This window comes from Brucella ciceri (genome assembly GCF_041930145.1).
In the GTDB taxonomy this organism is placed as follows: domain Bacteria; phylum Pseudomonadota; class Alphaproteobacteria; order Rhizobiales; family Rhizobiaceae; genus Brucella; species Brucella intermedia.
The window spans coordinates 54,388-77,712 of sequence record NZ_JBHEEV010000009.1 but is presented as its reverse complement, the minus strand read 5'-3'; the positions used below and the strand labels follow the sequence as shown (position 1 = coordinate 77,712).

Here is a 23,325-nt window from a genome sequence, read left to right as displayed (position 1 = left end):
CGGGATTGTCTGGGAAATACACGACATATTTTCCGCACACATGCCCATAAGCGTCATGACGCCCGATGACAATTGGCGAATGCGCGACAATGCAGGATTTTATGGCAGGATTTTATGAAATTTCAGAACGCCGGGTCATGTCAGAGCCGCGAAGCACGGGACGAACGCACCTCGTCGATGGCACGACCGAGGGCGGTGTTTTCCCTCGGTCGGCTGACGCCTTCATTCTCGGCTTCCCACCGCGCATTGGCCTCGCGGATTACGGCGGCAAGACGCGTCTCGCCGTAGGTTTCAAGAACCTCTTCCGGTTCAGCTTCCATCTTTGACGGCGACCGAGGCTTGCGACCGGCCAGCGCCATGGAAAGAAGGCCAAGCAGGAAACCGCCCCCAAAGCCAAGGGCGATGATCCACTGCGGCGGGAGATCGCGCGGGTTCGGTTCAGCAATGGCCGGCGCTACAATCCGCACCGTCGCCGCGGAACCAGCGGAGGCCGGTTCACCGCGCGCCGCACGCATCTGCAAATCTTCAAACAGCGCCTGCTTCGCCGCTGCATCGCGCTCCAGCATTTGCAGGCGGGCTTTGTCTTCGTCCGTGGCGGGCGTCGAGCCGAAACCGGCAATGGCGGCGGCTGCTTTTTGTTCACGTTCGACCGCATTCTTAAGATCGGCCTGCAAGACGCTGCGCTGGCTTGAAATCTCCGTCGCGATCTGGGCCTCGATCTGCTTCGCTTCGCCCCCCTGCCCCGCTGTGCGATAGCGCTCCACCAGCGCTCCGAGGGCTCCCGAACGCATGCTTTCCGGCACGCCCTTGCGGACGAGACTTTCGGCGCTGGCCCCATTCAGGCTGTTGGCCTCGGCTGCGATCCGCGCCGTCTCAGCCTTGCTGTCGGCGAACTCGCGCTGAAGCGCGGCCTTGTTGTTGTCATCGCCGAAATCCCGGCTCATACGAAAGGCATTTGCCGCCTGCCGTGCCGCTTCGGCATCCGCTTCCAACCGTTGCAGTCGCGCCGGAAGGTCGCCTTCAGGCCCGCCCGGCGAAGCGCCGCCCTGCAGATGATCGCGAAACGCCTGCGCAACGGCATTGGCGAGAAGTGCCGCCGTTTCCGGCTTGTCTGCCGTCGCTTCGACATTCACCGTCCCGCTGTCCAGCGCCTGCGTGAAATCGAGGCGCTGGCGCAGCAATTGCGCGCCCGGCAAGTGGGGCCATGCAACTGCGGGAGACCGCAGGTCTTCGGGCAGCAGTCGGGTCAGGCGAAAACGCAGTTCCTCCAGAACGGATGGGGCACCGAGGTCGGTGGCACGTTCGATACGCGCCATCTGCGCGGCCCGCTCAAGAACGGCATTGGAGGCAATTTCGCTGCGCCGCTCCGGCGGGAAGACCTGCATGGAAGCCGTAGCCGCATATTGTGGCGGCACCAGAAAGGCATAGGTAGTTCCGATAATTCCGCCCAGCAGCGTGAAACCGGCCAGAAGCCCCCAGCGCCGCCTGCGACGGGGCAATTTCACCGGCTGGCTTTCAGGCTTTGAAGCGGTTGTGGGAGTTTGCGGCACTGGTTGCGCCCTGGCCGCCGCACCATCGAGATTGGCCTGCAAGGCCTCACGCACGGCGTACATCCGGCCTTGCATATCGGCCTTCGGATCAATGGAGCCATCATGTTCGGCGTCCAACAGTTCCTGCTTGCGGCGAAGCAGTTCCTCCCGGCGTCTTTGATGTTCGCGCTCTTCAGTATCCTGAAATCCACGGAACGAGGAAGCAGGTTGCAGGAATTCCGGCGCATAGGCCAGAAGCGGACGGCCAGCCGCACGTTTCCCCTCTCTGTCCCTCTCCACCATCGTTCCGTCCCGATTGCACCCTGTTTATTGATCCAGATTAATATTCATCATGGCAAATAAACCGTTAAAATTGCAATTATATACGTTGATTCATGCAGATAAATCAGGAGGCCCGCATGAACGCCGAAACGGAATACGCCATCGATCCAGACCGGCTGCACGGCATCATTCGATTTATCCAGAATGCAGAACGACTGAAAAGCACATTACGTTCCGGCCATACCTCTCAAGGCCGACCGGAAAGCACCGCCGAACATAGCTGGCGACTTTGCCTGCTGGTATCGCTGTTCGACCGGGAACTGGGCGATTGCGACCGGCTGAAACTCATCAAGATGTGCATCGTCCACGATCTGGGCGAAGCGATTTCGGGCGATGTGCCCGCCATCCATCAATCCGCCGATGACGGGCGAGCCGAGCGCGAAAGAGCCGACCTCATGACGCTGTGCGAGCCGCTGCCGGACGATCTGCGCACGGAAATCATCGAGCTTTGGGCGGATTATAACGAAGGCGGCTCACCGGAGGCGATCTTCGCCAAGGGCTTCGACAAGCTTGAAACCATGATGCAGCACAATATCGGGCTCAATCCGCCCGATTTCGACTATGCTTTCAACCTGGGTTACGGCGTGAGGCAGACCGCCCGCCACCCGCTGCTGCGCCGGTTCCGCGAAATCGTGGACGGTGAAACCCGGCGCAATGCAGAGCGACAGTCGTAAAGCGGTTCCGGTTAAAACAGAGCCGCTCTAACTATTTGTTTCATAGCATTATCCAACGCATCGAAGCGGCATAAGAAATCAGTCCAGTGAACTGATTTCCCCGCATAGACGTTTCACACTTTTGCTGGAAATGCTCTAACTCAAGGTCGCGAAATGGCGCAGCGTGAAGGTGATCTGATAAACCAGCGCAACGGCAGCAAAAGCCGCATGATAGCGCCTGTCGCCCCAGTACACGGCAATCAGGCTGAACAGGATGAAGCAGGCGACCTGTATGGGATATTCGATGCCGTAGACCCGGTAGTGATCGGCGCCCTTCAACAGCGTGTCGATGAAATCGGCGACATAGACCAATGCCAGAATGCCGAAAAACCACTTGCGCCGGGAAATGAAGTAATCGCGGTAGCCGGTATATTCCTCCATGCTGTCGGGAAAGAGCAGCGTGCAGAGCAGGAAATGGAGACCGGCGTAGAAAATCACGAAGAGATACTTCTCGAAGGTCCAGAGCTGAATGGTGCGCAGGCCGAATTCGAACCACCAGAAATGGATGACCGAAAGCAGGATGAAACCCACCCAGGCCAGATGGACCGGATAAATCTTCTGCTTGCCCGGATGCTGGATGAACCGCGCCAGTCCTGTCAAAAGGCGGGAAACGCACAAGCCGAGGATCATGCCTATGATGATGCGGACATGGCCGAAAGCTTCGGCTGGCGGCACGCCCGTTGTCAAAGCCGGATCCATTCTTCCCCTCCGAAACTCCACTCAATTCAGGCTCATAGTGCGCGATATAGCCTGATCGATCAATGATTTAACCTTAGAAACACGTGGATAGGCCGCATATGCTTGCGCAGTCCGGCGAGGCGGCGCTATACCATGCTCCAAACGAACTCCAAGGGTGGAACGATCAATATGCATGACACGGTAATTCTGGTCGGTTGCGGCAATATGGGCTTCGCCATGCTCAAGGGCTGGCTCGATAGCGGTATCCTCAAGGCGAAGGACGTTTATGTCGTTGAGCCGACCGAAGCGCTTCGCGATCGCGCTGCCGGCGCTGGCGTCCATGCCTTTGCCGATGCAGACGCCCTGCCCGGTGATCTGAAGCCGCGCATGGTTCTCGTAGCCGTCAAGCCGCAGGTCATGGCAAAGGTTCTGCCCGCCTATAAGCGGTTTGCATCGGCTGCCACTTTCGTCAGCGTCGCAGCGGGCATTCCTGTCGCGCTTTTTGAAAGCGAGCTGGGACAGGACGCTGCCGTGCTCCGCTGCATGCCCAACACGCCAGCGGCCATCGGCAAGGGCATGCTCGTCACCTACAAGAACGCTAATGTGAGCGATGAGGACGAAGCTTTCATCGCGCGTCTGCTTGAGACCTCCGGCAAGGTTGCGCGTGTGGACGAAGAAGCGCTGATGGATGCCGTCACCGCCGTTTCGGGTTCCGGCCCGGCTTATGTGTTCCACTTCATCGAGGCGCTGACCGACGCTGGCGTGACCGCCGGTCTGCCGCGTGAAACGGCAGCGTTGCTTGCCATGCAGACCGTGATGGGCGCAGGCGCCCTCGCTGATGCCAGCACGGACACGCCGTCAAAACTGCGCGAACAGGTGACAAGCCCGAACGGCACCACCGCCGCCGCGCTTGAAGTGCTGATGGGCGGCGACCGTCTCAAGACGCTTGTGGCCGAAGCCGTGGAAGCGGCCCGCAAGCGTTCGGTGGAACTGGGGAAGGCTTAGACAAATAGTCTCGGCACCGCATCGATCAGCGCCTTTGTGACAGGCGCTTGCGGTGCCGTTATCAATTCCTGCGTCGGGCGGCATTCGACAATCTGCCCGCGCTCCATCACCGCGATACGATCCGCCATCCGGGCCGCGACCGCGAGATCATGCGTGATGAAAAGATAGGCCGTCCGCTCGGCTTTCTGTATTTCCCGCAACAAGGCGAGAATGGCGCCGCGCACGGTAACATCGAGCGCCGAAACCGCTTCGTCCAGCACGACCAGCGACGGAGCGGTTGCAAGCGCCCGCGCTATCGCTACACGCTGGCGCTGCCCGCCGGAAATCTCATGGACGCCGCGCCGCGCCAGCGCCGGATCAAGCCCAACCCTTTGCAGAAGGCTGGCAATGTCGCGCTTCAGCCCGTGAATGCGCAGCGGCTCGCGCAGGAGATCATAAACGCTCGCACGCGGGTTGAAGGCTGAAAGCGGGTCCTGAAACACCATCTGCATGCGCGCGCGCTGCCTGCGCAGTTCAGCTCCCTTGAGCGCCATCCAGTCGCGGCCTTCAAAGCGGATTGCGCCACTTTCAGGCGGGTGAAGCCGCAGAAGTGCACGCGCCAACGTGGACTTGCCGCTGCCCGATGGACCGACCAGCGCCAGCGTTTCACCCGGCTCGATCGTGAGGCTGATGCCGTCAAGCGCAACGGCGTCGCCATAGCGAACCACAAGCTGATCTGCCTGCAAAAGCGGTTCAGCCATGCGCCGCCTCCAGCACTGGCACGGCGGCAATCAGCGCCCGGGTGTAATCCGTCTGCGGGTTGGAGACGATATTTCGTGCCGGGCCGAACTCCACCAGCTTTCCCTGCCGGAAAACCGCGATGCGGTCGGCCAGTCCCGAGGCCAGCGCGATGTCATGGGTGATGAAGATCAGCGTCATCCCGTCTGTGCGCACCAGTTCGCGCAGGAGGGAGACGATCTCCTTCTGCACGATGGTGTCGAGCGCACTCGTCGGTTCGTCCGCGATCAGCAGGCGCGGGCTGGCGGCAATGGCGAGCGCAATCGCGATGCGCTGTTTCTGCCCGCCGGAAAACTGATGCGGATAGCGTGCGAAACTGGCGTCGGCTTGCGGAATATGGACACGCTGCAAAAGACCTGTCGCTCTTGCTTTCGCCGCCACCCTGTCGATTTTCGCATGGGCGCGAATGGTTTCCACAAGTTGTGCGCCGACGGTCATCAGCGGATCGAAGCTCGACGCGGGGTCCTGAAATACGAAGCCTATATCGCGGCCCGCTCGCGGCTTGCCATCCGCCCAATCCAGTTGACCGGAAATGTGCGCATTGCCCGGCAGGAGAGAGGCCAGGGCCAGCGCCAGCGTGCTTTTGCCCGAGCCGCTTTCGCCAATGATCGCCAGCGTTTCGCCCTGTCCTATATCCAGATCGATATTCTCCAGCGCGGGCTCGCTGCCGTAGGATACGGATAGCTTTTCAAGGCGGACAAGGGGGCTCACGACAGCGCCTCCCGGCGGGATATGGCGTTCGTCAGCCCTTCGCCTGCCAGATAGACGCCGACAACAGTCATTGCCAGCGCCAGACCCGGCAGGATGGACAGCCAGGGGGCCGAACGCAAGACCGTGCGCCCTTCGGCGATCATGCCGCCCCAGGTGACGCGGTTTGGATCGCCCAGACCCAGAAAGGACAAGGCGGCTTCGATCAATATGGCGGAAGCGACGATGACCGGCGCCAGCGCCAGCACCGGCGGCAGCGCATTGGGCAATATCTGGCGGAAGGCGATTTCCATCGGATGCATGCCGATGACGCGGGCCGAGACCACATAGTCGCTTTCGCGGATCGAAAGTACCTGCCCGCGTGTCAGACGTGCAGCCTGTGTCCAGCTTGAAAGGGCGATTGCAGCAATCAGCACCGGCAGCGACGGCCCGGCAATGCTGGTGAGCGCCAGCGCCAGCAGGAAGCCCGGAACTGTCTGGAAGGCTTCGGTGATGCGCATCAGCACTTCATCGATGATGCCGCCCGCAAAACCGGCCAGCGTTCCGACGATGCTGCCAAGGACAATTGAAGCAAGGGCGGCGGCCAGCCCGACGCCCAGCGATGTGCGCGCACCATAGAAAAGCTCCGCCAGAACATCGCGTCCAAGCCGGTCTGTTCCGAAAAGAAAATGGGAATTTTCAAGGGGTTGCAGCAGCGGCGTTGCGACAATGCTTAAAGGATCGCCGGGAAAGATGAGAGGTGCGGCAAGTGCCGCCAGAACCAGCAGCGCCAGCAGGATCATGCCTGTTATGCCCTCACCCGTTCTGAAATAACGTTTAGGCTGGTTCATGCCCTGCCATCTCCCCTCGCGATGCGCGGATCGAGCCAGAGATAGATCAGGTCGATGAGGAAATTGACCGCGATCACCATGATGGCGCTGACCAGAATGACGCCGAGCAGAAGCGGCGTGTCACGGCTCGCAACGGCCTCCTGCGCCAGCCGCCCCAACCCCGGCACGGCGAAAACGCTTTCGATCACCACGCTGCCGCCGAGCATCGATGCGGCCTGCAAGCCCAGCACGGTCACGAGCGGCAGCAAGGCGTTGCGCACCACATGGCGCAGGATGATGCGCGAACGCGAAATGCCCCTCGCCCGCAAGGCCCGCACGAAATCCATGCGCCATATGTCGGCCATGGCGGCCCGCATGACCCGCAGGTAAAGCGCCAGATAGATCACCGCCAGCGAGACAACCGGCAGCACCAGATGGACAGCAATGTCGCCTGCCCGCGCCAGCCCTTGCTTGCCGGAAGCGATTGTTTCAATGCCGCTCGACGGCAACCAGCGCAGCCTGATCGAAAACAGGATGACCAGCACGAGCGCCAGCCAGAAACCGGGGATCGCATAGAGAACGAGCGATGCGACTGACAGCAGCCGGTCGCGAAAGCTTCCGGGCCTCGCCCCGGCCACAATACCGAGGAGCGAACCTGCGGCAAAGGACAGAGCGGTCGCCGCCCCCATCAGAAGCAGCGTGTTGGGCAGGCGTTCCAGTATAACGTCAAGAATGGGCCGGTTGAAACTGACGGACCAGCCGAGATTACCCTGCGCAAGCGCTGCCAGATAGGCTCCAAGCCGGTGCCAGATGGATTGATCCAGCCCCCAGCGCGCCCGCATCTCGGCAATGGTTGCCGCATCCCCGCCGAATGTCACGGCATAGGCGTCGACGGCATCGCCGGGCGCGCTTTCCAGCATGAAAAAGCAGCCGACAATGACAATCAGCAGCACGATGATGCTGCCGACCAGTCGCTTGCGGAAAAGGGCCAGAATCTGTTTCACAATGGCAGGATACAATCAATCCAGGTGGTTCGTCACTGTTCGAGCCAGGTATCCGCCCAGTTGGAAACAGCCCAGCGCGGATTGTTGGAAACATTCTTCACGCGGTCGCTTGCAACCGTGATGAAACCCCATTCCGCGACATTGATGAGCGGCAAATCCGCCTGCACCATCTGCTGGAACTGGTGGTAAAGGGCGGTGCGCTTTTTCTCGTCGATCTCACGCGCGGCCTTGGCGATCAACGCATCCAGTTCCGCATTGGCATAGCCGCCCTGATTGGAGAACGGCACGCCTGCCGGAATGCCGCTTTCGACCAGAATTGTGGTCGATATGGCCGGATCGCCGCGATAGACCGTGGGCGCAATGGCGAGATCGAAATCATGATCGGTATAAACCGCCTTCTGATGCGCGGCGGAATCATTGTTGACGATGTGCGCATCGATACCGACAGCAGCAAGCGCCTGGCGCAGATAATCGCCGAACTGTTTCGTTTCGTTGAAATAGGGTGCGGGCAAAAGCCTCAGCGTGAAGCGCGTGCCATCCTTGCCCCGCCTGTAGCCCGCCTCGTCCAGAAGCGCGTTGGCCTTGGCGACATCGAACGGATAGGACGGCACGTCATCGGTATAAAACTGGCTGTCATAACGCGGCACAGGGCCGGTTGAAGGCTTGGCATAGCCCAGGAAAATCGTCTTCACGACGAAATCGCGGTCGATAGCGTGGGCGATCGCCTGCCTGACCTTCAGGTCGGCCAGTTCCTTGCGGCGATGGTTGATCTCCACCACCAGCTGATAGGTCAGCGCCTCATACCCCTTGGAAATGACGGTGAGGCCCGGAACCTTCGAGATACGGTCCAGATCGGCAAGCGGCACGGCGGAAAAGGCGGCCAGGTCGATTTCCTCGGCCTCCAGCGCACCCGCCGCTGCTGCCCTGTCCGGCAGCACACGATAGACGATCTCGTCCAGATAAGGCTCGCCTTCGCCCCAATAATCGTCGTTGCGGACCAGCCGGTAATATTCGCCGGTCTTATGCTCGGCATATTTGAACGGGCCGGTGCCAATGAGCTTTTCATTGGCCGGATTGGCCATGATGTCACTGCCGGCAAAGACGTGCTTCGGCAGCACTGCGGTCAAGGCCGGCAAGGCATTGCGGATAAGCTGGAAGGGTGTCGGTTCGGAGAAATGGAAGATAGCCGTCAGATCATCCGGCGTTTCGACCTTTTCCAGCGCCTTGAAGACGACACGGCCTAGGTTTTGCAGCGGTTTCCAGACTTCCATCGCCGAAAAGGCCACATCCGCCGATGTGAAGGGCTTGCCGTCATGCCATTTGACACCATCCCGCAGGCGGAATGTCGCCGTCAGCCCGTCGGCGGAACCTTCCCAGCCAGTGGCAAGACGCGGCGCGAGACCGTTCTCGCCCTCGAAGGAGGCTTCCGCCAGAGGCTCGACCACCTTGCTTGCGACGAAGAAGACGCCATTGGATGCCACGATGGCCGGATTGAGATTGCGCGGCTCTGAATCTGCGGCCACAACCAGCCGCCCGCCTTTCTGCGCCTGACCTGCCGCAGCCGACCGTTGCGGCCAGACGGCGACAGCAGCCAAGGCGGTTGAGCCCGCCAGAAAAGCCCTACGCGACAGAACCAGTTGCGCCATATCCCGTGCCCCGCAATCTTGCCTCAGTTGTTCGCATTTCTACATCAGTCACCCATAAATGACAGGATCAAAATCTGTTACGGTGACAATAAATGCCGAAAAAGACTTCGTTTTCCGGCATTTGTAACCGTAGAGTAAAACTAATATTTCAAAGATTGGCCAGCTTATTATTGCAGTAATTCAACCTATGCGTTTGAATTATTTTTCCGCCAAAAGCTGAATTAAAGAAAATCGCCTCTTGTCAAACAGGGCTTTCTCCGTAGATCATGGTTAATTATGTGTTGTCGTATTTCGTGAGCTTCAGTTTCTGATCGGCACACATAGACCAGTGAAGAGCATTGCATGGCTCTTGTTTGAAATGCATTTGTGCGCTGCCAGTTCATCCATCCAGCGGCAAATGCCCCCTGAAAAACTGAACCACATTGGAAGAGAGGAAACAGAAATGTCCAGTTTGCTGCCCCCGCTTCATGACGGTCACGCACCGATCTATCTGCATCATGCATTTCAGGATGCAGTCGATGCCTATGAGGATTGGGCCTTGGAAACCGCCGAGCCGTCCGTTCAGGTCAACGGCAAGGTGACACGGATCAGCGTCGTCTTCCGCCGCCTGTGGAACTGCACCGACATGGTGCCGCGCCACACGCTGGAAGCGCTGAAAGCTATCGTCCCGACCGGCATCATTCATGCTGAACACTGGAAGGAAACGCCCACATTCGCAGAAGCTGCCCGCATCATGCGTGTCGCTCTGGAAAGGCGCAAGGCACGACTGCTCCCGGTCGTGTGCTGATTTTCCCGAACGAATAGAAACGGGCGGATTTTCCGCCCGTTTTGCATGCCCAGGATCAGGAAAGCCGTTCTAGACAGCAGGATCGAGCTTGCGGAAGCGCACGCGGGCGCTGCGCTCGATGGCGGCGACGGTCAGTTCATCCAGCGTCCAGCGGTCACGCAGCATCTGGAGGAATTCAAGCTCTTCCTGCTCCACATGCAGATCAGCGGCCGCCACTTCGACGGCCAGCGCATAGGCCGTATCGTAGAGGCGTTCCGGCAAGGCGTCATGCGCGAGATCAAGGATTTTTTCCAGTCCGTCCTCATCCGCCAGAAGCGCATAGCAGTCGCTGGCGAGTTTCGGCAGGCGCTCCTTGTCGAAGCCCTGAAAGACCGGCAGGCGGGAAACGACATTGCCGATGGACGACAGTTCGGCATCGGTCATTGTCGTGTCCGCAGCAGACGTCGTGATCATGATGTAGACAAGCGCATCCTGCGGCGTGATCTTTTTCATCGGGCTACTCCTGTACAACATGATCGGAATCATCATTTCATTGGAATTGACGGGAAAATTAGGAAGCCTCACGCGGTTACGCAAGGAAATTCGGCGCTGACCGTTGACGGCACCGGGGTTGCCGCGCCATAGAGCAGGGGTGCGCATTTGGCGCATCGTTTTCAAAGAATAAAGCCCTTCACAGGATATCAGGATAAAATCATGACTTCGCACCGCCTTCCCGAAATCACGCTGACCCCGGAACTGACCGCGGCGGCTGCGGAAGCGAAAGCATGGCCCTTTGAAGAAGCGAAGAAAATTCTCAAGCGCTATGAGAAGACCGGCCTGCCCGATACGGTGATCTTCGAAACCGGCTATGGCCCATCCGGCCTGCCGCATATCGGCACCTTTGGCGAAGTGGCGCGCACCTCGATGGTGCGCAATGCCTTCCGCATCCTGACCGGCGACAAGGTCAAGACGCGCCTGATCTGCTTCTCCGACGACCTGGACGGCATGCGCAAGATCCCCGACAATGTGCCGGACCGGGCAGCGCTCGAGCCCTATCTGCAAATGCCGCTTTCGGCCGTTCCGAACCCGTTCGGCGGCGACTACAAGAGCTTTGCGGATCACAACAACGCCATGCTGTGCCGCTTCCTCGACACTTTCGGCTTCGATTACGAGTTCGCCAGCGCGACCGAATATTACAAATCCGGCAAGTTCGACGCGGTGCTTCTCAAGGCCGTCGAGCGCTATGACGACATCATGAAGGTGATGCTGCCGACGCTCGGCGAAGAACGGCAGGCAACCTACAGCCCGTTCCTGCCGATCTCGCCGAAGTCCGGCCGCGTGCTCTACGTGCCGATGAAAAGCGTGGATGCCAAGGCTGGCACCATCACCTTCGACGATGAAGACGGCGTTGAGACCACCCTGCCCGTCACCGGCGGCAATGTGAAGCTGCAATGGAAGCCGGATTTCGGCATGCGCTGGGCGGCGCTCGGCGTCGATTTCGAAATGTTCGGCAAGGACCACCAGACCAATGCTGGCGTTTATGATCGCATCTGCGAAATCCTCGGCGGGCGCGCACCGGAGCATTTCGTCTATGAACTGTTCCTCGACCAGCTTGGCCAGAAGATTTCCAAGTCGAAGGGCAACGGCATTTCCATCGACGAATGGCTGGCCTATGCGCCGACCGAAAGCCTTGCGCTTTACAATTTCCAGAAGCCGAAGACCGCCAAGCGGCTCTATTTCGATGTCATCCCGAAGGCGGTGGACGAGTATTTCAGCTATCTTTCGGCCTATGAACGTCAGGAATGGAAGGACCGGCTGAACAATCCGGTCTGGCACATTCATTACGGCAACCCGCCGAAGGTGAACCTGCCGGTCACCTTCGCGCTGATGCTCAATCTGGTCAGCGCATCGAATGCCGAAAATCCGGGCGTGCTGTGGGGCTTCATCTCGCGGCACGTGCCGGGCGTCACACCGGAAAACAATCCGGAACTCGACGCGCTCGTCGGCTATGCGATCCGTTACTTCAACGATTTCGTGAAGCCGACCAAGCAGTTCCGTGCGCCGGACGATGTGGAACGCGCAGCCCTCGAAACGCTGGATGCGAAGCTCGCAACGCTGCCTGCGGGAACCGATGGCAACGACATCCAGAACGCCATTCTCGATGTCGCCCGTGCCATCGAGCGCTATCAGGACCATACCAAGAAGAGCCCGGAAGGTGGCCCCGGCGTTTCGGTTTCCTTCTTCCAGATGCTCTATGAAGTGCTGATCGGTCAGGAACGCGGCCCGCGTTTCGGCTCATTCGTCGCGCTTTACGGCATTGATGAAACCCGCGCGCTGATCAAAAAGGCGCTGGCTGGCGAACTGGCGTAGAGATCAATACATACTTAACCCAGATCAATGAATCGAACAAAAGGGCGGCTTCGAGCCGCCCTTTTGTTTTATACCGACATCCTCATCCTGAGGTGCGGAGCGAAGCGTAGGATCATCCTGAGCCTGTCGAAGAATCGTCGGACGAAGGTTCAGAAAGCTCAAGCCCGACCCTTCGCCCCCCCTTAGGCCCGCCCCTTCGACACGCTGCTTCGCACGGGCTCAGGATAGGGCTGGTTGCAGCCCATAGCGGGATGATGGTTGACTTGGAGCGTTTCCTGTTCTGCTTAAACCGTTGGAAATGCTCTCAATTCGTCCCGCTCTATTGTGCGGGCGGCGCGGGTGGAAAACCGTCCAGTGGCTGTGGCGATGGCGATGGCGATGGCGGCTGCGGTTCCTGTTCAGGGGCCAGAGGTGAAGGGTTATCCATCATATCGCTGCTGCCGGGTTCCGGATTGGGCAGCGACGTATCGGGCCTGTCGCCGAAAATCCCAAGGCGTGCTTCCACGGCCTTGCGGCCTACTTCCTCATAGGCGTTGCCGGGGGCAGCCTTCGCCCAACCATTGGCAACGAGCCACGCGGCGGCATCTTCATTGCCAAGCGTGCATTCGGTCGCGACCGCAGCGCCACTATCGTTTTGCGGCAGGCGGCACATGACGGCGCGGGAGCGCAGCCACTGCCGGAAGGCTGTGCGCGCCTGCATGCCGCACGGCCAGCTTTCGCCGGAAGCGGTCTGGCAGGTTTGTTCGACGGGCACGATTTCAATGCCCTGCAACTCGATCGTGCGGCCCTGGCTTTCCAGCCGTCCGGCCGCCACGGCGACGGGACGCTGCAAAAGCTGCATCTGCTCGCCTGCGTCAACAGGCGTAGCCGGTGCCGGTGGCTCCGGTGGCTTTGGCGTGGATGCAAGGCCGAGATCGCTCAGCGGCGGGCGCGGCGCTTCGCGTTCCATGCCGCCATCATCAGCCTGATCGTTTGGCTTGCCCGTTTCTGCTGCCGCAGACGCCTGCCCATCGGCGGGACCTGTCTGGCCCGGTTGCGACGGCGTTCCCTCCGGCGTATTGCCCGTTTCAGGCGAGCTTCCCGGCTCGTTATAGTCGAACTGTTCGACAACGATGCCGTTGCCCGTACCGGTCTTCGTCTGTGCATCACCGGAATCGATGACGACGACGGGACGGTCCAGCGCGCCAAAAAACGGCGCCACGAAGGCCGCGACCAGTACAGCGCCCGTTATACCTGCCAGCCCGCCGAAAACGGCGCGCGCGTGGCTTCTGTTCTGCGATTGCGCCATTACTGGCTCGCCCACAAAATGCGGGCGACCCATTCGATATCTCTGGACTCGAAGACGCGGTTTGGATGCTCTGGATTGAGCGAATGAAGCTCAATGGTTCGCGGCGTCTGGCGATGCAGGATCTTGGCCATCACTTCTCCGTCTTTCGTTCGCACCACCACGCGATCGCCCCGGCGAATGGCGGTATTGGGTGCAACGATCAGCGTATCGCCATCCCGGTAAAGGGGCAACATGGAGTCGCCCGAAACCTCCAGCGCATACACCCCTTCGCCCGTGCTGGCGGGAAATTCCACGATGTCCCAGCCCTGCCCTGCCGGAAAACCGGCATCGTCGAAGTAGCCGCCCGCGCCCGCTTCGGCCATGCCCAGCAGCGGGATCGACTGCATGTCCTGCGTATATTCGCCAAATTGCGGCGTGCGGGTTTCCCCGCCGATGAGCCGTGTGAACTCATCGAAGGTCGAGCCGGTCGCTTCCATCACCTTGGCCAGCGATTCCGTCGAAGGCCAGCGCGCGCGCCCGTCCGACGCATAGCGCTTGGATTTGTTGAAGGTCGTCGGGTCCAGCCCTGCCCGACGCGCCAGCCCGGACGCACTCAGGGAATGACGTTCGGCCAGAGCATCGATGGCCGCCCACACGCTCTCGTGAGAAAACATAGTCATGATCCGCCACATAGGTTCCGACATATCATCCGGACAGCCCCGTCAGGAGATATGTTTCAAAGGATTTTAAACCTAATCTTCCGTCCCATCTTCAGCTGCAACCTACCGAAAAAGCGTGAATTGCGCAAGATGGCTGAATTAACAGGGAAAATTTTCTTATTGGCGGTGAGCGCAATCCAGCAGCGGCGGAAGCGTAAACAAAAGCGCGGCATGAAACATGCCGCGCTCCGATGATCCTAGGAAGGGACGAGCTTACGCTGCCTTCTTCGTTTCCGCCTTGTACGGATTGAAACGCTTGTAGAAGCTTTCGCCGTTTTCAGCCATGTCGATGAGAAGCTTCGGCGCCTTGAACTGCTGGCCGTATTTCTTCTGCAATTCCTTGGCGAGCTTGACGAACTTCTTCGCACCCATGCCATCGATATAGGACAGCGTGCCGCCGGTATAAGGCGCGAAACCGAAGGCCAGAATGGAGCCGACATCGGCTTCACGCGGGTCGGTGACGATGCCTTCTTCCATCACGCGGGCAGCTTCCAGGGCGATGGTGACGAGGAAGCGTTCCTTCAGTTCCTTCACATCGACCTTGTCAGGGTCCTGCTGCGGGTAGAGGTCCTTCAGTCCCGGCCACAGATGCTTCTTCGCAGGCTTGGCCGGATAATCATAGAAGCCCTTGCCATTCTTGCGGCCCTTGCGGTCGAACTCGTTGACGAGACGATCCACCAGTTCCACATGGCGCGGATCGACAGCCTTTTCGCCCAGATCGGCAAGCGTTGCCTTGAGGATCTTCTGCGACAGATCAATGGCCGTTTCGTCGTTGAGCGCCAGCGGACCAACCGGCATGCCGGCCATGCGGGCGGCATTTTCGATCATGGCAGCGGGCACACCTTCAACGAGCATGTTGTAGGCTTCCGACATATAGCGCAGCACGCAGCGATTGACGTAGAAGCCGCGCGTGTCGTTGACGACGATCGGCGTTTTCTTGATCGCACGGACGTAATCGAGCGCGACGGCCAGCGCCTTGTCCGACGTCTTCTTACCCATGATCACTTCGACCAGCATCATCTTGTCGACAGGCGAGAAGAAATGAATGCCGATGAAGTTTTTCGGGCGCTTCGAGACTTTGGCAAGGCCGGTGATCGGCAGAGTCGAGGTGTTGGATGCGAAAATCGCCGACGATTTCAGAACTTCCTCTGCCTTTTCGGTCGCGACACGCTTGACTTCGCGATCCTCGAACACGGCTTCTATCACCAGATCGGCACCGTCGAGAAGAGCATAATCTGGCGTCGCGGTGATGAGCGACAGGAGCTTTTCCTTGTCGGCCTCGGTGGCGCGGCCTTTCTGGATTTCCTTGGTAACCAGATCGGCGGTGTGTGCCTTGCCCTTGTCGGCGGATTCCTGATCGCGGTCGATCAGCACAACCGGAATACCAGCCTTCGCCGTCACATAGGCGATGCCCGCCCCCATGAAGCCCGCGCCGATAACGCCGATCTTCTTGAGCTTGGTCGGCTTCTCATCCGTCGGACGGCGCGCGCCCTTGTTCAGCTCCTGCAGCGACACGAAGAGCGAGCGGATCATCATGCCTGCTTCTGTCGTCTGGAGGATTTCGGTGAAATAGCGCTGCTCGATCTTCAGGCCGGTGTCGAACGGCACCAGCAGGCCTTCATAGACCGATTTCAGGATGGCAAGCGCTGCCGGATAATTGCCGGAGGTTTCGCGGCGCAGGATTGCCGTTGCGGCAGGCCAAAGGTTCGCACCGGCAGCCGAATAGATCGCGCCGCCCGGAAGCTTGAAGCCCTTTTCATCCCATGGCTGAACCGGCTTCAGACCGCCCTTGATGAGCTTCTTGGCAGTTTCGACCAGCTTCTTGGCCGGAGCAATCTCGGTGACGAGACCCATGGCCTTGGCGCGCTGCGCCGTCAGGCTGGAGCCGGTCGTCATCATCTGGAGCGCATCCTGCTGGTTGGCAAGGCGAGGAACGCGCTGCGTACCGCCAGCGCCGGGGAAAAGGCCGACCTTGACTTCCGGCAGAGCCATCTTCACGCCCGGCGCATCGGATGCAACGCGGGCATGGCAGGCGAGCGACATTTCGAACGCACCGCCCATGCAGGTGCCATTGATGGCCGAAACCCAGGGCTTGCCGCAGGTTTCAAGCTTGCGGAAAAGGCCGCTCATCTTGCCGACATTGTCGAACAGCGCCTGCACGGCGACCTGATGGTCCTTGGCCTTCTGCTTCTGGAATTCCTTGAACATGCCTTCCAGCATGGTCAGGTCCGCACCGCCGGAGAAGCTGTCCTTGCCGGATGTTATAACAACACCCTTGACCTTCTCGTCGGCGGTCGTTGCGTCGATGATGGCGTTCAGTTCCTGCATCGCCTCGACGGTGAAGACGTTCATCGACTTTTCAGGCATGTCCCAGGTGACGAGAGCAATGCCGTCGGCGTCGGTTTCAACTTTGAAATTCGTGTAAGCCATTCGTAAAACCTCCCTCGCCCTATACCCGCTCGATGATCGTCGCCGTGCCCATGCCGGCACCGATGCACAAGGTCACCAGCGCGGTGTTGAGATTGCGGCGTTCCAGCTCATCCAGCACCGTGCCGAGGATCATTGCGCCGGTTGCGCCCAGCGGATGGCCCATGGCAATGGCGCCGCCATTGACGTTGATCTTGTCGTGCGGAATGTCGAAGGCCTGCATGTAGCGCAGAACCACGGCGGCGAAGGCTTCGTTCAGTTCGAATAGATCAATGTCCGAGAGCTTCATCTTTGCCTGCTTGAGAAGCTTTTCCGTCACATCGACCGGGCCGGTGAGCATAAGCGCCGGTTCGGAACCGATATTGGAGAAAGCGCGGATGCGGGCACGCGGCTTCATGTCGAATGCCTTGCCAGCCTTCCTGGAGCCGACGAGGACGCCAGCCGCGCCATCGACGATACCGGACGAGTTCCCGGCATGGTGGACGTGGTTGACCGTCTCGATTTCCGGATGGGCCTGAATGGCGACGGCGTTGAAGCCGCCCATTTCACCCGGCATCACGAAGGACGGGTTGAGCTGGCCCAGCGCCTGCATGTCGGTTGACGGGCGCATATGCTCGTCATGATCGAGAATGGTCAGGCCGTTCTGGTCCTTGATCGGGATGACCGAGTTCTTGAAATAGCCCTTTTCCCACGACTTGGCGGCACGCTTCTGGCTTTCGACGGCATAGGCGTCGACGTCATCGCGGCTGAAGCCGTATTTCGTGGCGATCAGATCGGCGGAAACGCCCTGCGGCATGAAATAGCCGGGGAAGCCGACCGACGGGTCCATGTACCAGGCGCCGCCCGACATGCCCATGCCGACGCGCGACATGCTTTCGACGCCGCCGGCGATCACCAGATCGTCGGAACCGAACGCGACCTTGGCTGCCGCCAGATTGATCGCATCGAGACCCGAAGCGCAGAAGCGCGAAATCTGGATGCCCGGCGCCTTGAAATCATAACCGGCTTCAAAAGCGGCGGAACGCGGAATAACTGCACCAGCTTCGCCGACAGGATCGACGCAGCCGAAAATGATGTCATCGACCTTTGCCGTGTCGATGCCGTTGCGGTCGCGCAGGGATTCAAGAACCTTCGCGCCCAGACGGACGGCTGGCACTTCGTGCAACGAACCGTCCTTCTTGCCACGCCCGCGCGGTGTGCGCACGTGATCGTAAATATAAGCCTCAGCCATTTTTGCTCCTTCCCGCCAAATTTTGGCACGCCAGGCCCGAAAGCCCGGCGTAATCTCTGGTTCAGAATGTGTCCGCTTCGAGCGCCATCATCGAATCCGCACCCGACTGGATGCGTGCAAGATGGGCTGCACTTTCCGGCATGATCCGCTCGAAATAATAGCGTGCAGTGACAAGCTTGGCTTCGAGGAAAGCCTTGTTGCCTTCACCCCTGCCAAGCTTTTCTTCCGCGATCCTGGCCATCCGCGCCCACATGAAGCCGAGCGCCACCAGACCGAACAGATGCATATAGTCGTTGGAGGCGGCACCGGCATTGTCGGGCTTGGCCATCGCATTCTGCATCAGCCACATGGTGGCGGCCTGAAGATCGTTGAGACCCTTCTTCAGGTGCTTGGTGAAGAAGGAAAGCTTCTCGTTCTCACGATTGGCTTCGCAGAATTCTCCCACTTCCTTGAAGAAAGCCGTAACCGCGCGACCGCCGTTCAGCGCCAGCTTGCGGCCCACCAGATCGAGCGCCTGAATGCCGTTGGCGCCTTCGTAGATCATGGCGATGCGCGCATCGCGCACATACTGGCTCATGCCATGTTCTTCGATATAGCCGTGGCCACCGAACACCTGCTGCGCCATAACGGCATGTTCAAAACCCTTGTCGGTCAGAACGCCTTTCAGCACGGGTGTCAGAAGCCCGACGAGATCATCGGCAGTCTGACGCTCGGCCTCGTCACCGGAGCGGTGCGCGATGTCGGAGTTGAGGGCCGTCCACAGAATGAGCGCGCGACCGGCTTCGTTGAAAGCGCGGATATTCATGAGGTTGCGGCGAATATCCGGATGGACGATGATCGGATCGGCCTTTTTATCGGGCGCTGCGGCACCCGAAAGCGCACGGCCCTGAATGCGCTCACGCGCATAGATCACGGCATTCTGGTAAGCGGTTTCGGCAATCGAAAGCCCCTGCAAGGCCACGCCCAGACGCGCCTCGTTCATCATGGTGAACATGGCGCGCAGGCCCTTGTGGGCTTCACCGATGAGATAACCCTTTGCCTCGTCATAATTCATGACGCAGGTGGCATTGCCGTGAATGCCCATCTTTTCTTCGATGGAACCGCAGGAAACGCCGTTGCGCTCGCCCGGATTGCCGTTTTCATCGAGAATGAACTTCGGCACGATGAACAGCGAAATGCCCTTCACGCCTTCCGGCGCGCCATCGATGCGGGCCAGCACCAGATGGATGATGTTTTCCGCCATGTCATGTTCACCAGCCGAGATGAAAATCTTCTGGCCGGAAATCTTATAGGAACCGTCTTCCTGCGGGGTGGCGCTGGTGCGTAGCAGGCCCAGATCCGTGCCGCAATGCGGCTCGGTCAGGTTCATCGTGCCGGTCCAGGTGCCTTCCACCATCTTCGGCAGATAGGTGTCCTTCTGCTCGTCGGTGCCATGGGTCAGGATCGCGGCAATCGCGCCCTGCGTCAGGCCCGGATACATGGTGAGCGCCATATTGGCGGAAGACATATATTCGCCGACAGCCGTATGCAGCAGATAGGGAAGCCCCTGTCCGCCATATTGCTCCGGCACGGCGAGGCCGAGCCAGCCGCCTTCACGATAGAGATCATATGCTTCCTTGAAGCCCTTCGGCGTGGTGACCGAGCCATCCGACAAACGCTTGCAACCTTCACGGTCGGCCGTGTGGTTGACCGGGAACAAGGTGCCTTCCGCAAGCTTCGCGCCTTCCGACAGGATCGCCTCGACGACATCGGGCGACGCGTCGGCAAAGCCCGGCAGATTGTTGTAACGCTGATAATTCAGAACGTCGTTGAGAACGAAATTCGTATCCTCAACTGGCGCGCGATAGCTCGGCATAGAAATCCTCCAATTCACCACCTGAGCCGTTCCGCGATGATTGGAACGAGCCCTTAACCGCGTTTCATGCCTGCATGCCACATTATAGCGAAATGTTGTGACAGCGCGCATGTTGCAGCAAAACCGGACGAATTTCTCCGAAAAACAGTCCTTTTTGCCGCTTTTTTGACCGAGCATCTCACGGAATCCGCGCTCACCCCGTCAATTTCGGACCGAAGCTAACCTACTTTGACGTTTCCGTAAACGTCAAAAATTACACAACTTCGTGCGGGATGGGGAAATGCACACCCCGGCGGACCGGAAGCGCAAGACAGCAATGTCAACCAGGCTTGCCGTTACGTGGTGCGGCCAATAAAAAACCGCCGGAACGCTTTCGATCCGGCGGCCTGTCTTGAACGATTCAGGCCCGAAAGGTTCGGGCCGCAGGTCAGGCGGCAGAAGATGTCGCCGGTGCGGAAGCGACCGGGGTTCTCGACCGTGCGGGAGAAACCTTCTTCTTCGGCTTCGGCAGCAAACCTTCGCGCTGTGCCCTCTTCTTGGCATCCTTGCGCGCCCGGCGAATAGCCTCGCCCTTCTCGCGCACACGCTTTTCCGAAGGCTTTTCATAAGCCCTGCGTTCTTTCAGTTCACGGAGAATTCCCTCGCGCTGCATCTTCTTCTTGAGCACGCGCAGCGCCTGATCGACATTATTGTCTCTTACCAATACTTGCAATTCAGCTCCTTTCTCAGCCGCGCACAAACCGACAAAATCCAATTATTTCATCGTGTTGCCACGGCCACCTCAATTCATTCGCTTGTATGACTGCACAGACCGGCTACGGGGCTCGCCTGTCGCGCTCGAGGCGCGCGGCTTTCAATCGCTCCGTCTTGGCATCCACCGCGGCTTTTTCGTGCTGCAGGATAGCCTTTGCCGTTTTGTCGGTAATGGCATTCTTGGCTTCCATCCGCGAAAGCGGTTTCTTGAACAGCGTGTCCTTGGTCAGTCCTGCCGATTTTTGTTCGAGCATTCTACTTACTCCCGGTCAAAAGCCGCTTCACACTTGGGATGCACTTGAAAATAAAAAAGGCCGGGAAAACCCGACCTTTCAATCGCCTCAACAATCAGTGCCAGTACATCCGTGGTCAAAGATCGGAGACAATCACTTTGCGCCCGAGTTAAAGCGCCTGAAGATTATCGGCGGCTTTCTTGCCGGAACGGCGATCCGCCACCAACTCGAAGCTCACCTTCTGACCTTCATTGAGCGTATGCATGCCAGCACGCTCAACTGCAGAGATGTGAACGAACACATCCGGCGAACCATCCTCAGGCTGAATAAACCCAAAGCCCTTGCCGCCATTAAAGAATTTTACTGTTCCGTTTGCCATAGAGAATTCCTTTCAATTCGCATGGTTGGAAGATAACGAAATAATTTTCGTCGCGTTTTACGAAATTGAAAGAAAAGTCATGACGCCAGTTGCGCCTTGTCGTTCGATGACAAAATCGATTTTTAATAGATATACCCTTATTACCCCCACTACAAGGGCATCGAGCCAAATTTATTTTTTCACCATCAATCCGACTTCGTTATAATTCTTTCAAGAAGAGCGGAAAAGCGCCCGAATTAACATAAAAATTACCAAAAAATATTGGATTTTCTCGACCAGATGGGGCTTTCAATTCGCATGCGACCATGAAGAAAGGCGGCAGAATTGCCGCCTTTTCCATCTCTTTCCAACTGGCCTTACTTGACCCATACGACGCGGCGCGTCTGCGTATCGATCAGGGCCGGGCGATCTTCCACATAGACATAGGAATATGCCGGCTGGTCGGGTACGGCGACGAGAGGCACATCCTGTGGAATTATCGTTCCTTCAGCGATGCCTCCTTCGATGACGACCGGATCGACGGGGTTGGTTTCGATATAGGTCACGATTTCAGTCGGCACCGGCGGCCCGGCATTCGGCCCCTCGGCATAATAGACGACCCGGCGGTTCTGCATGGACACGATTACCGGCTCGCCATTGACATAGATATAGCCGAAATCCGGATTGTCGGGGATCGGGTGAACGGCGATTGCGTCGGGCAGTACATAACCATCGCTTATTTCGCCTTCGATGACGACGGGATCCGATGGATTTGCGATGACATAATCGCGTGCCGCTTGCGGCACTTCGACAAGTACCCGATCTTGCGCCAGCGCAATACCCGAGCCGGCAAGAAACACCGCTGCGGTCAGAACAAGAGCCTTTTTCATTTTCAGCCTCACTTTCGCATCAGAGCGGATTTGACCTGATCTGAATCCGGCCAGCGCTCTGTCGGTTCGTTTGACACGCATCCGAAAAACCACTTTGCGGATGCGTTATCGGTCGCAAGGCTGAAATAACCGGTGTGAAGCGCGCAGGTTCCCGCCGGGCGGCACACTTCATGCGACAGGCTGAAACAAAGAGGCCTTGGTAGTCCCTCCCACGAGGCTGGGACGCTAACCCCGCCTTGATCAAATCGGTGGGCGTGCCATTCGCGCCAGAATGGCCCGAAGTTCCTCGACGGACCGGTCTATCTCGTTCTTCTTCTTCTCAAGTTCGTGGAGCTTTTCCTTGAAGCGCTGGCGCAGGTTCTCGGTCTCGGCGGGATCGGTAATGCCGTTTTCCCACACGCTGATCAATTGCCCCATTTCGCCGAGCGTGAAGCCGATGCGGCGCCCGAACAGGACGAGCCGCAGTCTCGTATGGTCCTTGTTGTCGTAGAGCCGTGTCACACCCGCACGGCGTGGACTAAGCAATCCCTTATCTTCATAAAAGCGCAAGGCCCGCAACGTCAGGTCGAATTCCTCGGAAAGATCGCCGATCCGATATAATTGACCGCCTGTCTGGTTCTCCCTCCGCGCATTACCACCTGCGCCGGTCAGCAGATCCGCAATCGCTACATCTGCCGCCTGTTCCGGCGCGTTCGACCGTTTACTCATGTTCTACCCTGTTTCCGCCCCCGGAAACCCCGGTCACCGCACGCATGCGCGATGGAACCAATATTGATGACAGCTCACATTGACACTGCTGTCAGTGCGGCAGCTTCGTTTACATTCGCCGCCGCAACTCACTCGCCTGCCATGCTTGATTGATCCGCTTTCATGCCGTCCGGTGTTCGACATGCCGTGTCCGGTCCGCTCAACCGTGAGATGCCGTGCCGCCCCCAGGAAAGCATTCACTTAGCTGCATATATTAACGAGTTGTTTACCACGTTTGTACAAATGTAGGCAGAGCAAATTCTTGCCAGTTGCGTTGGCGAATTTGCCCCGGCGGTCTCTATCATTGGAAAAAGTGAATTTCTCATGGCAAACCCAGATCTGGCGTCAGGTTCACGATCCATCATCGACGAATTGAACGCCCGCCGTGAGCGCCGGGCGCCTTCGCCGGCGATGGAAGAACTCAATCGCACATTGGCAAGCCTGGAAAAGCGCCTGAAGGATCTGGAACAGGACGGTGCTCCCGATATGCGCAACATT

At 58.8% G+C, this 23,325-nt stretch carries 22 protein-coding genes; 4 read left to right on the top strand and 18 right to left on the bottom strand.

Annotation, left to right across the window (positions count from 1 at the left end; translation table 11 throughout):
* Nucleotides 1-140: 140 nt before the first annotated feature.
* Nucleotides 141-1,832, bottom strand: coding sequence for a Wzz/FepE/Etk N-terminal domain-containing protein (locus JNC63_RS17170; protein ID WP_063620277.1), 1,692 nt, complete (start codon nucleotides 1,830-1,832; stop codon nucleotides 141-143).
* 116 nt (nucleotides 1,833-1,948) lie between these two features.
* On the opposite strand from JNC63_RS17170, the gene JNC63_RS17165 reads away from it, so the two are divergent.
* Complete coding sequence (locus JNC63_RS17165; protein ID WP_063620278.1) at nucleotides 1,949-2,545, top strand: HD domain-containing protein; 597 nt, start codon at nucleotides 1,949-1,951, stop codon at nucleotides 2,543-2,545.
* A gap of 135 nt (nucleotides 2,546-2,680) precedes the next feature.
* On the opposite strand, the gene JNC63_RS17160 is transcribed toward JNC63_RS17165, so the two are convergent.
* Nucleotides 2,681-3,283, bottom strand: a complete 603-nt coding sequence (locus JNC63_RS17160; RefSeq protein ID WP_063620279.1) for a hypothetical protein — start codon at nucleotides 3,281-3,283, stop codon at nucleotides 2,681-2,683.
* A 168-nt stretch (nucleotides 3,284-3,451) separates the two neighbouring features.
* On the opposite strand from JNC63_RS17160, the gene proC reads away from it, so the two are divergent.
* Entirely contained in the window at nucleotides 3,452-4,267 is an 816-nt protein-coding gene (gene proC, locus JNC63_RS17155) for a pyrroline-5-carboxylate reductase (RefSeq protein ID WP_006470579.1), read from the top strand.
* Here proC and JNC63_RS17150 read toward each other — a convergent pair.
* The 5 genes from JNC63_RS17150 to JNC63_RS17130 are packed head-to-tail and all read right to left on the bottom strand — an operon-like array spanning nucleotide 4,264 to nucleotide 9,211.
* On the bottom strand, nucleotides 4,264-5,007 hold the full coding sequence (locus JNC63_RS17150) for an ABC transporter ATP-binding protein (RefSeq protein WP_063620280.1): 744 nt from the start codon (nucleotides 5,005-5,007) through the stop codon (nucleotides 4,264-4,266). The genes proC and JNC63_RS17150 overlap by 4 nt on opposite strands.
* Entirely contained in the window at nucleotides 5,000-5,755 is a 756-nt protein-coding gene (locus JNC63_RS17145; RefSeq protein ID WP_063620281.1) for an ABC transporter ATP-binding protein, read from the bottom strand. Before JNC63_RS17145 ends, JNC63_RS17150 begins: the two co-directional genes overlap by 8 nt.
* A complete protein-coding gene (locus JNC63_RS17140; RefSeq protein ID WP_063620282.1) occupies nucleotides 5,752-6,582 on the bottom strand; it encodes an ABC transporter permease in 831 nt (276 codons plus the stop codon). Before JNC63_RS17140 ends, JNC63_RS17145 begins: the two co-directional genes overlap by 4 nt.
* A complete protein-coding gene (locus tag JNC63_RS17135; protein ID WP_063620283.1) occupies nucleotides 6,579-7,580 on the bottom strand; it encodes an ABC transporter permease in 1,002 nt (333 codons plus the stop codon). Before JNC63_RS17135 ends, JNC63_RS17140 begins: the two co-directional genes overlap by 4 nt.
* A gap of 17 nt (nucleotides 7,581-7,597) precedes the next feature.
* Nucleotides 7,598-9,211 (bottom strand): ABC transporter substrate-binding protein, encoded by a 1,614-nt coding sequence (locus JNC63_RS17130; RefSeq protein WP_063620284.1) that lies wholly within the window; start codon nucleotides 9,209-9,211, stop codon nucleotides 7,598-7,600.
* A gap of 442 nt (nucleotides 9,212-9,653) precedes the next feature.
* Here JNC63_RS17130 and JNC63_RS17125 point away from each other — a divergent pair, with 442 nt between their 5' ends.
* Nucleotides 9,654-9,998: a BRA0787 family protein gene (locus JNC63_RS17125; protein WP_063620285.1), complete on the top strand. Its 345-nt coding sequence runs from the start codon at nucleotides 9,654-9,656 to the stop codon at nucleotides 9,996-9,998.
* Nucleotides 9,999-10,067: 69 nt separating this feature from the next.
* Here JNC63_RS17125 and JNC63_RS17120 read toward each other — a convergent pair whose 3' ends face one another.
* Nucleotides 10,068-10,490, bottom strand: coding sequence for a tellurite resistance TerB family protein (locus JNC63_RS17120; RefSeq protein WP_006470576.1), 423 nt, complete (start codon nucleotides 10,488-10,490; stop codon nucleotides 10,068-10,070).
* 201 nt (nucleotides 10,491-10,691) lie between these two features.
* Between JNC63_RS17120 and JNC63_RS17115 the strand changes: the two genes are divergently transcribed.
* Nucleotides 10,692-12,347, top strand: a complete 1,656-nt coding sequence (locus tag JNC63_RS17115; protein ID WP_063620286.1) for a lysine--tRNA ligase — start codon at nucleotides 10,692-10,694, stop codon at nucleotides 12,345-12,347.
* Between the two features lie 319 nt (nucleotides 12,348-12,666).
* Here JNC63_RS17115 and JNC63_RS17110 read toward each other — a convergent pair whose 3' ends face one another.
* The 10 genes from JNC63_RS17110 to JNC63_RS17065 form a co-directional block, all read right to left on the bottom strand.
* Entirely contained in the window at nucleotides 12,667-13,635 is a 969-nt protein-coding gene (locus JNC63_RS17110) for a thermonuclease family protein (protein WP_374846540.1), read from the bottom strand.
* Nucleotides 13,635-14,288: a S24 family peptidase gene (locus JNC63_RS17105; protein ID WP_025091003.1), complete on the bottom strand. Its 654-nt coding sequence runs from the start codon at nucleotides 14,286-14,288 to the stop codon at nucleotides 13,635-13,637. Before JNC63_RS17105 ends, JNC63_RS17110 begins: the two co-directional genes overlap by 1 nt.
* Nucleotides 14,289-14,546: 258 nt before the next feature.
* Entirely contained in the window at nucleotides 14,547-16,763 is a 2,217-nt protein-coding gene (locus JNC63_RS17100) for a 3-hydroxyacyl-CoA dehydrogenase NAD-binding domain-containing protein (RefSeq protein WP_063620289.1), read from the bottom strand.
* Nucleotides 16,764-16,782: 19 nt separating this feature from the next.
* Nucleotides 16,783-17,991: an acetyl-CoA C-acetyltransferase gene (locus tag JNC63_RS17095; protein WP_063620290.1), complete on the bottom strand. Its 1,209-nt coding sequence runs from the start codon at nucleotides 17,989-17,991 to the stop codon at nucleotides 16,783-16,785.
* A 61-nt stretch (nucleotides 17,992-18,052) separates the two neighbouring features.
* Nucleotides 18,053-19,846 (bottom strand): acyl-CoA dehydrogenase C-terminal domain-containing protein, encoded by a 1,794-nt coding sequence (locus tag JNC63_RS17090; RefSeq protein WP_063620291.1) that lies wholly within the window; start codon nucleotides 19,844-19,846, stop codon nucleotides 18,053-18,055.
* A gap of 427 nt (nucleotides 19,847-20,273) precedes the next feature.
* Nucleotides 20,274-20,558 carry a 30S ribosomal protein S21 gene (rpsU, locus tag JNC63_RS17085; RefSeq protein ID WP_063620306.1) on the bottom strand — a complete coding sequence of 95 codons (285 nt, stop codon included), beginning with the start codon at nucleotides 20,556-20,558 and terminating at the stop codon, nucleotides 20,274-20,276.
* Nucleotides 20,559-20,661: 103 nt separating this feature from the next.
* A complete protein-coding gene (locus JNC63_RS17080) occupies nucleotides 20,662-20,853 on the bottom strand; it encodes a hypothetical protein (protein WP_006469319.1) in 192 nt (63 codons plus the stop codon).
* Nucleotides 20,854-21,001: 148 nt separating this feature from the next.
* Nucleotides 21,002-21,211: a cold-shock protein gene (locus JNC63_RS17075; protein ID WP_006470569.1), complete on the bottom strand. Its 210-nt coding sequence runs from the start codon at nucleotides 21,209-21,211 to the stop codon at nucleotides 21,002-21,004.
* A gap of 356 nt (nucleotides 21,212-21,567) precedes the next feature.
* The gene (locus tag JNC63_RS17070; RefSeq protein WP_063620292.1) at nucleotides 21,568-22,080 is read right to left on the bottom strand and encodes a DUF1236 domain-containing protein; all 513 of its coding nucleotides are present in this window, start codon (nucleotides 22,078-22,080) and stop codon (nucleotides 21,568-21,570) included.
* 240 nt (nucleotides 22,081-22,320) lie between these two features.
* Nucleotides 22,321-22,788, bottom strand: a complete 468-nt coding sequence (locus tag JNC63_RS17065) for a MerR family transcriptional regulator (RefSeq protein ID WP_063620293.1) — start codon at nucleotides 22,786-22,788, stop codon at nucleotides 22,321-22,323.
* Nucleotides 22,789-23,325: the final 537 nt, after the last annotated feature.

What these genes read in the sequence shown, in the direction of transcription:
- JNC63_RS17170 (WP_063620277.1), bottom strand. Translation starts at nt 1,832, where the DNA reads ATGGTGGAGAGGGACAGAGAGGGGAAACGTGCGGCTGGCCGTCCGCTT.
- JNC63_RS17165 (WP_063620278.1), top strand. Translation starts at nt 1,949, where the DNA reads ATGAACGCCGAAACGGAATACGCCATCGATCCAGACCGGCTGCACGGC.
- JNC63_RS17160 (WP_063620279.1), bottom strand. Translation starts at nt 3,283, where the DNA reads ATGGATCCGGCTTTGACAACGGGCGTGCCGCCAGCCGAAGCTTTCGGC.
- proC (WP_006470579.1), top strand. Translation starts at nt 3,452, where the DNA reads ATGCATGACACGGTAATTCTGGTCGGTTGCGGCAATATGGGCTTCGCC.
- JNC63_RS17150 (WP_063620280.1), bottom strand. Translation starts at nt 5,007, where the DNA reads ATGGCTGAACCGCTTTTGCAGGCAGATCAGCTTGTGGTTCGCTATGGC.
- JNC63_RS17140 (WP_063620282.1), bottom strand. Translation starts at nt 6,582, where the DNA reads ATGAACCAGCCTAAACGTTATTTCAGAACGGGTGAGGGCATAACAGGC.
- JNC63_RS17130 (WP_063620284.1), bottom strand. Translation starts at nt 9,211, where the DNA reads ATGGCGCAACTGGTTCTGTCGCGTAGGGCTTTTCTGGCGGGCTCAACC.
- JNC63_RS17125 (WP_063620285.1), top strand. Translation starts at nt 9,654, where the DNA reads ATGTCCAGTTTGCTGCCCCCGCTTCATGACGGTCACGCACCGATCTAT.
- JNC63_RS17120 (WP_006470576.1), bottom strand. Translation starts at nt 10,490, where the DNA reads ATGAAAAAGATCACGCCGCAGGATGCGCTTGTCTACATCATGATCACG.
- JNC63_RS17115 (WP_063620286.1), top strand. Translation starts at nt 10,692, where the DNA reads ATGACTTCGCACCGCCTTCCCGAAATCACGCTGACCCCGGAACTGACC.
- JNC63_RS17110 (WP_374846540.1), bottom strand. Translation starts at nt 13,635, where the DNA reads ATGGCGCAATCGCAGAACAGAAGCCACGCGCGCGCCGTTTTCGGCGGG.
- JNC63_RS17105 (WP_025091003.1), bottom strand. Translation starts at nt 14,288, where the DNA reads ATGTTTTCTCACGAGAGCGTGTGGGCGGCCATCGATGCTCTGGCCGAA.
- JNC63_RS17100 (WP_063620289.1), bottom strand. Translation starts at nt 16,763, where the DNA reads ATGGCTTACACGAATTTCAAAGTTGAAACCGACGCCGACGGCATTGCT.
- JNC63_RS17095 (WP_063620290.1), bottom strand. Translation starts at nt 17,991, where the DNA reads ATGGCTGAGGCTTATATTTACGATCACGTGCGCACACCGCGCGGGCGT.
- JNC63_RS17090 (WP_063620291.1), bottom strand. Translation starts at nt 19,846, where the DNA reads ATGCCGAGCTATCGCGCGCCAGTTGAGGATACGAATTTCGTTCTCAAC.
- JNC63_RS17080 (WP_006469319.1), bottom strand. Translation starts at nt 20,853, where the DNA reads ATGCTCGAACAAAAATCGGCAGGACTGACCAAGGACACGCTGTTCAAG.
- JNC63_RS17075 (WP_006470569.1), bottom strand. Translation starts at nt 21,211, where the DNA reads ATGGCAAACGGAACAGTAAAATTCTTTAATGGCGGCAAGGGCTTTGGG.
- JNC63_RS17070 (WP_063620292.1), bottom strand. Translation starts at nt 22,080, where the DNA reads ATGAAAAAGGCTCTTGTTCTGACCGCAGCGGTGTTTCTTGCCGGCTCG.
- JNC63_RS17065 (WP_063620293.1), bottom strand. Translation starts at nt 22,788, where the DNA reads ATGAGTAAACGGTCGAACGCGCCGGAACAGGCGGCAGATGTAGCGATT.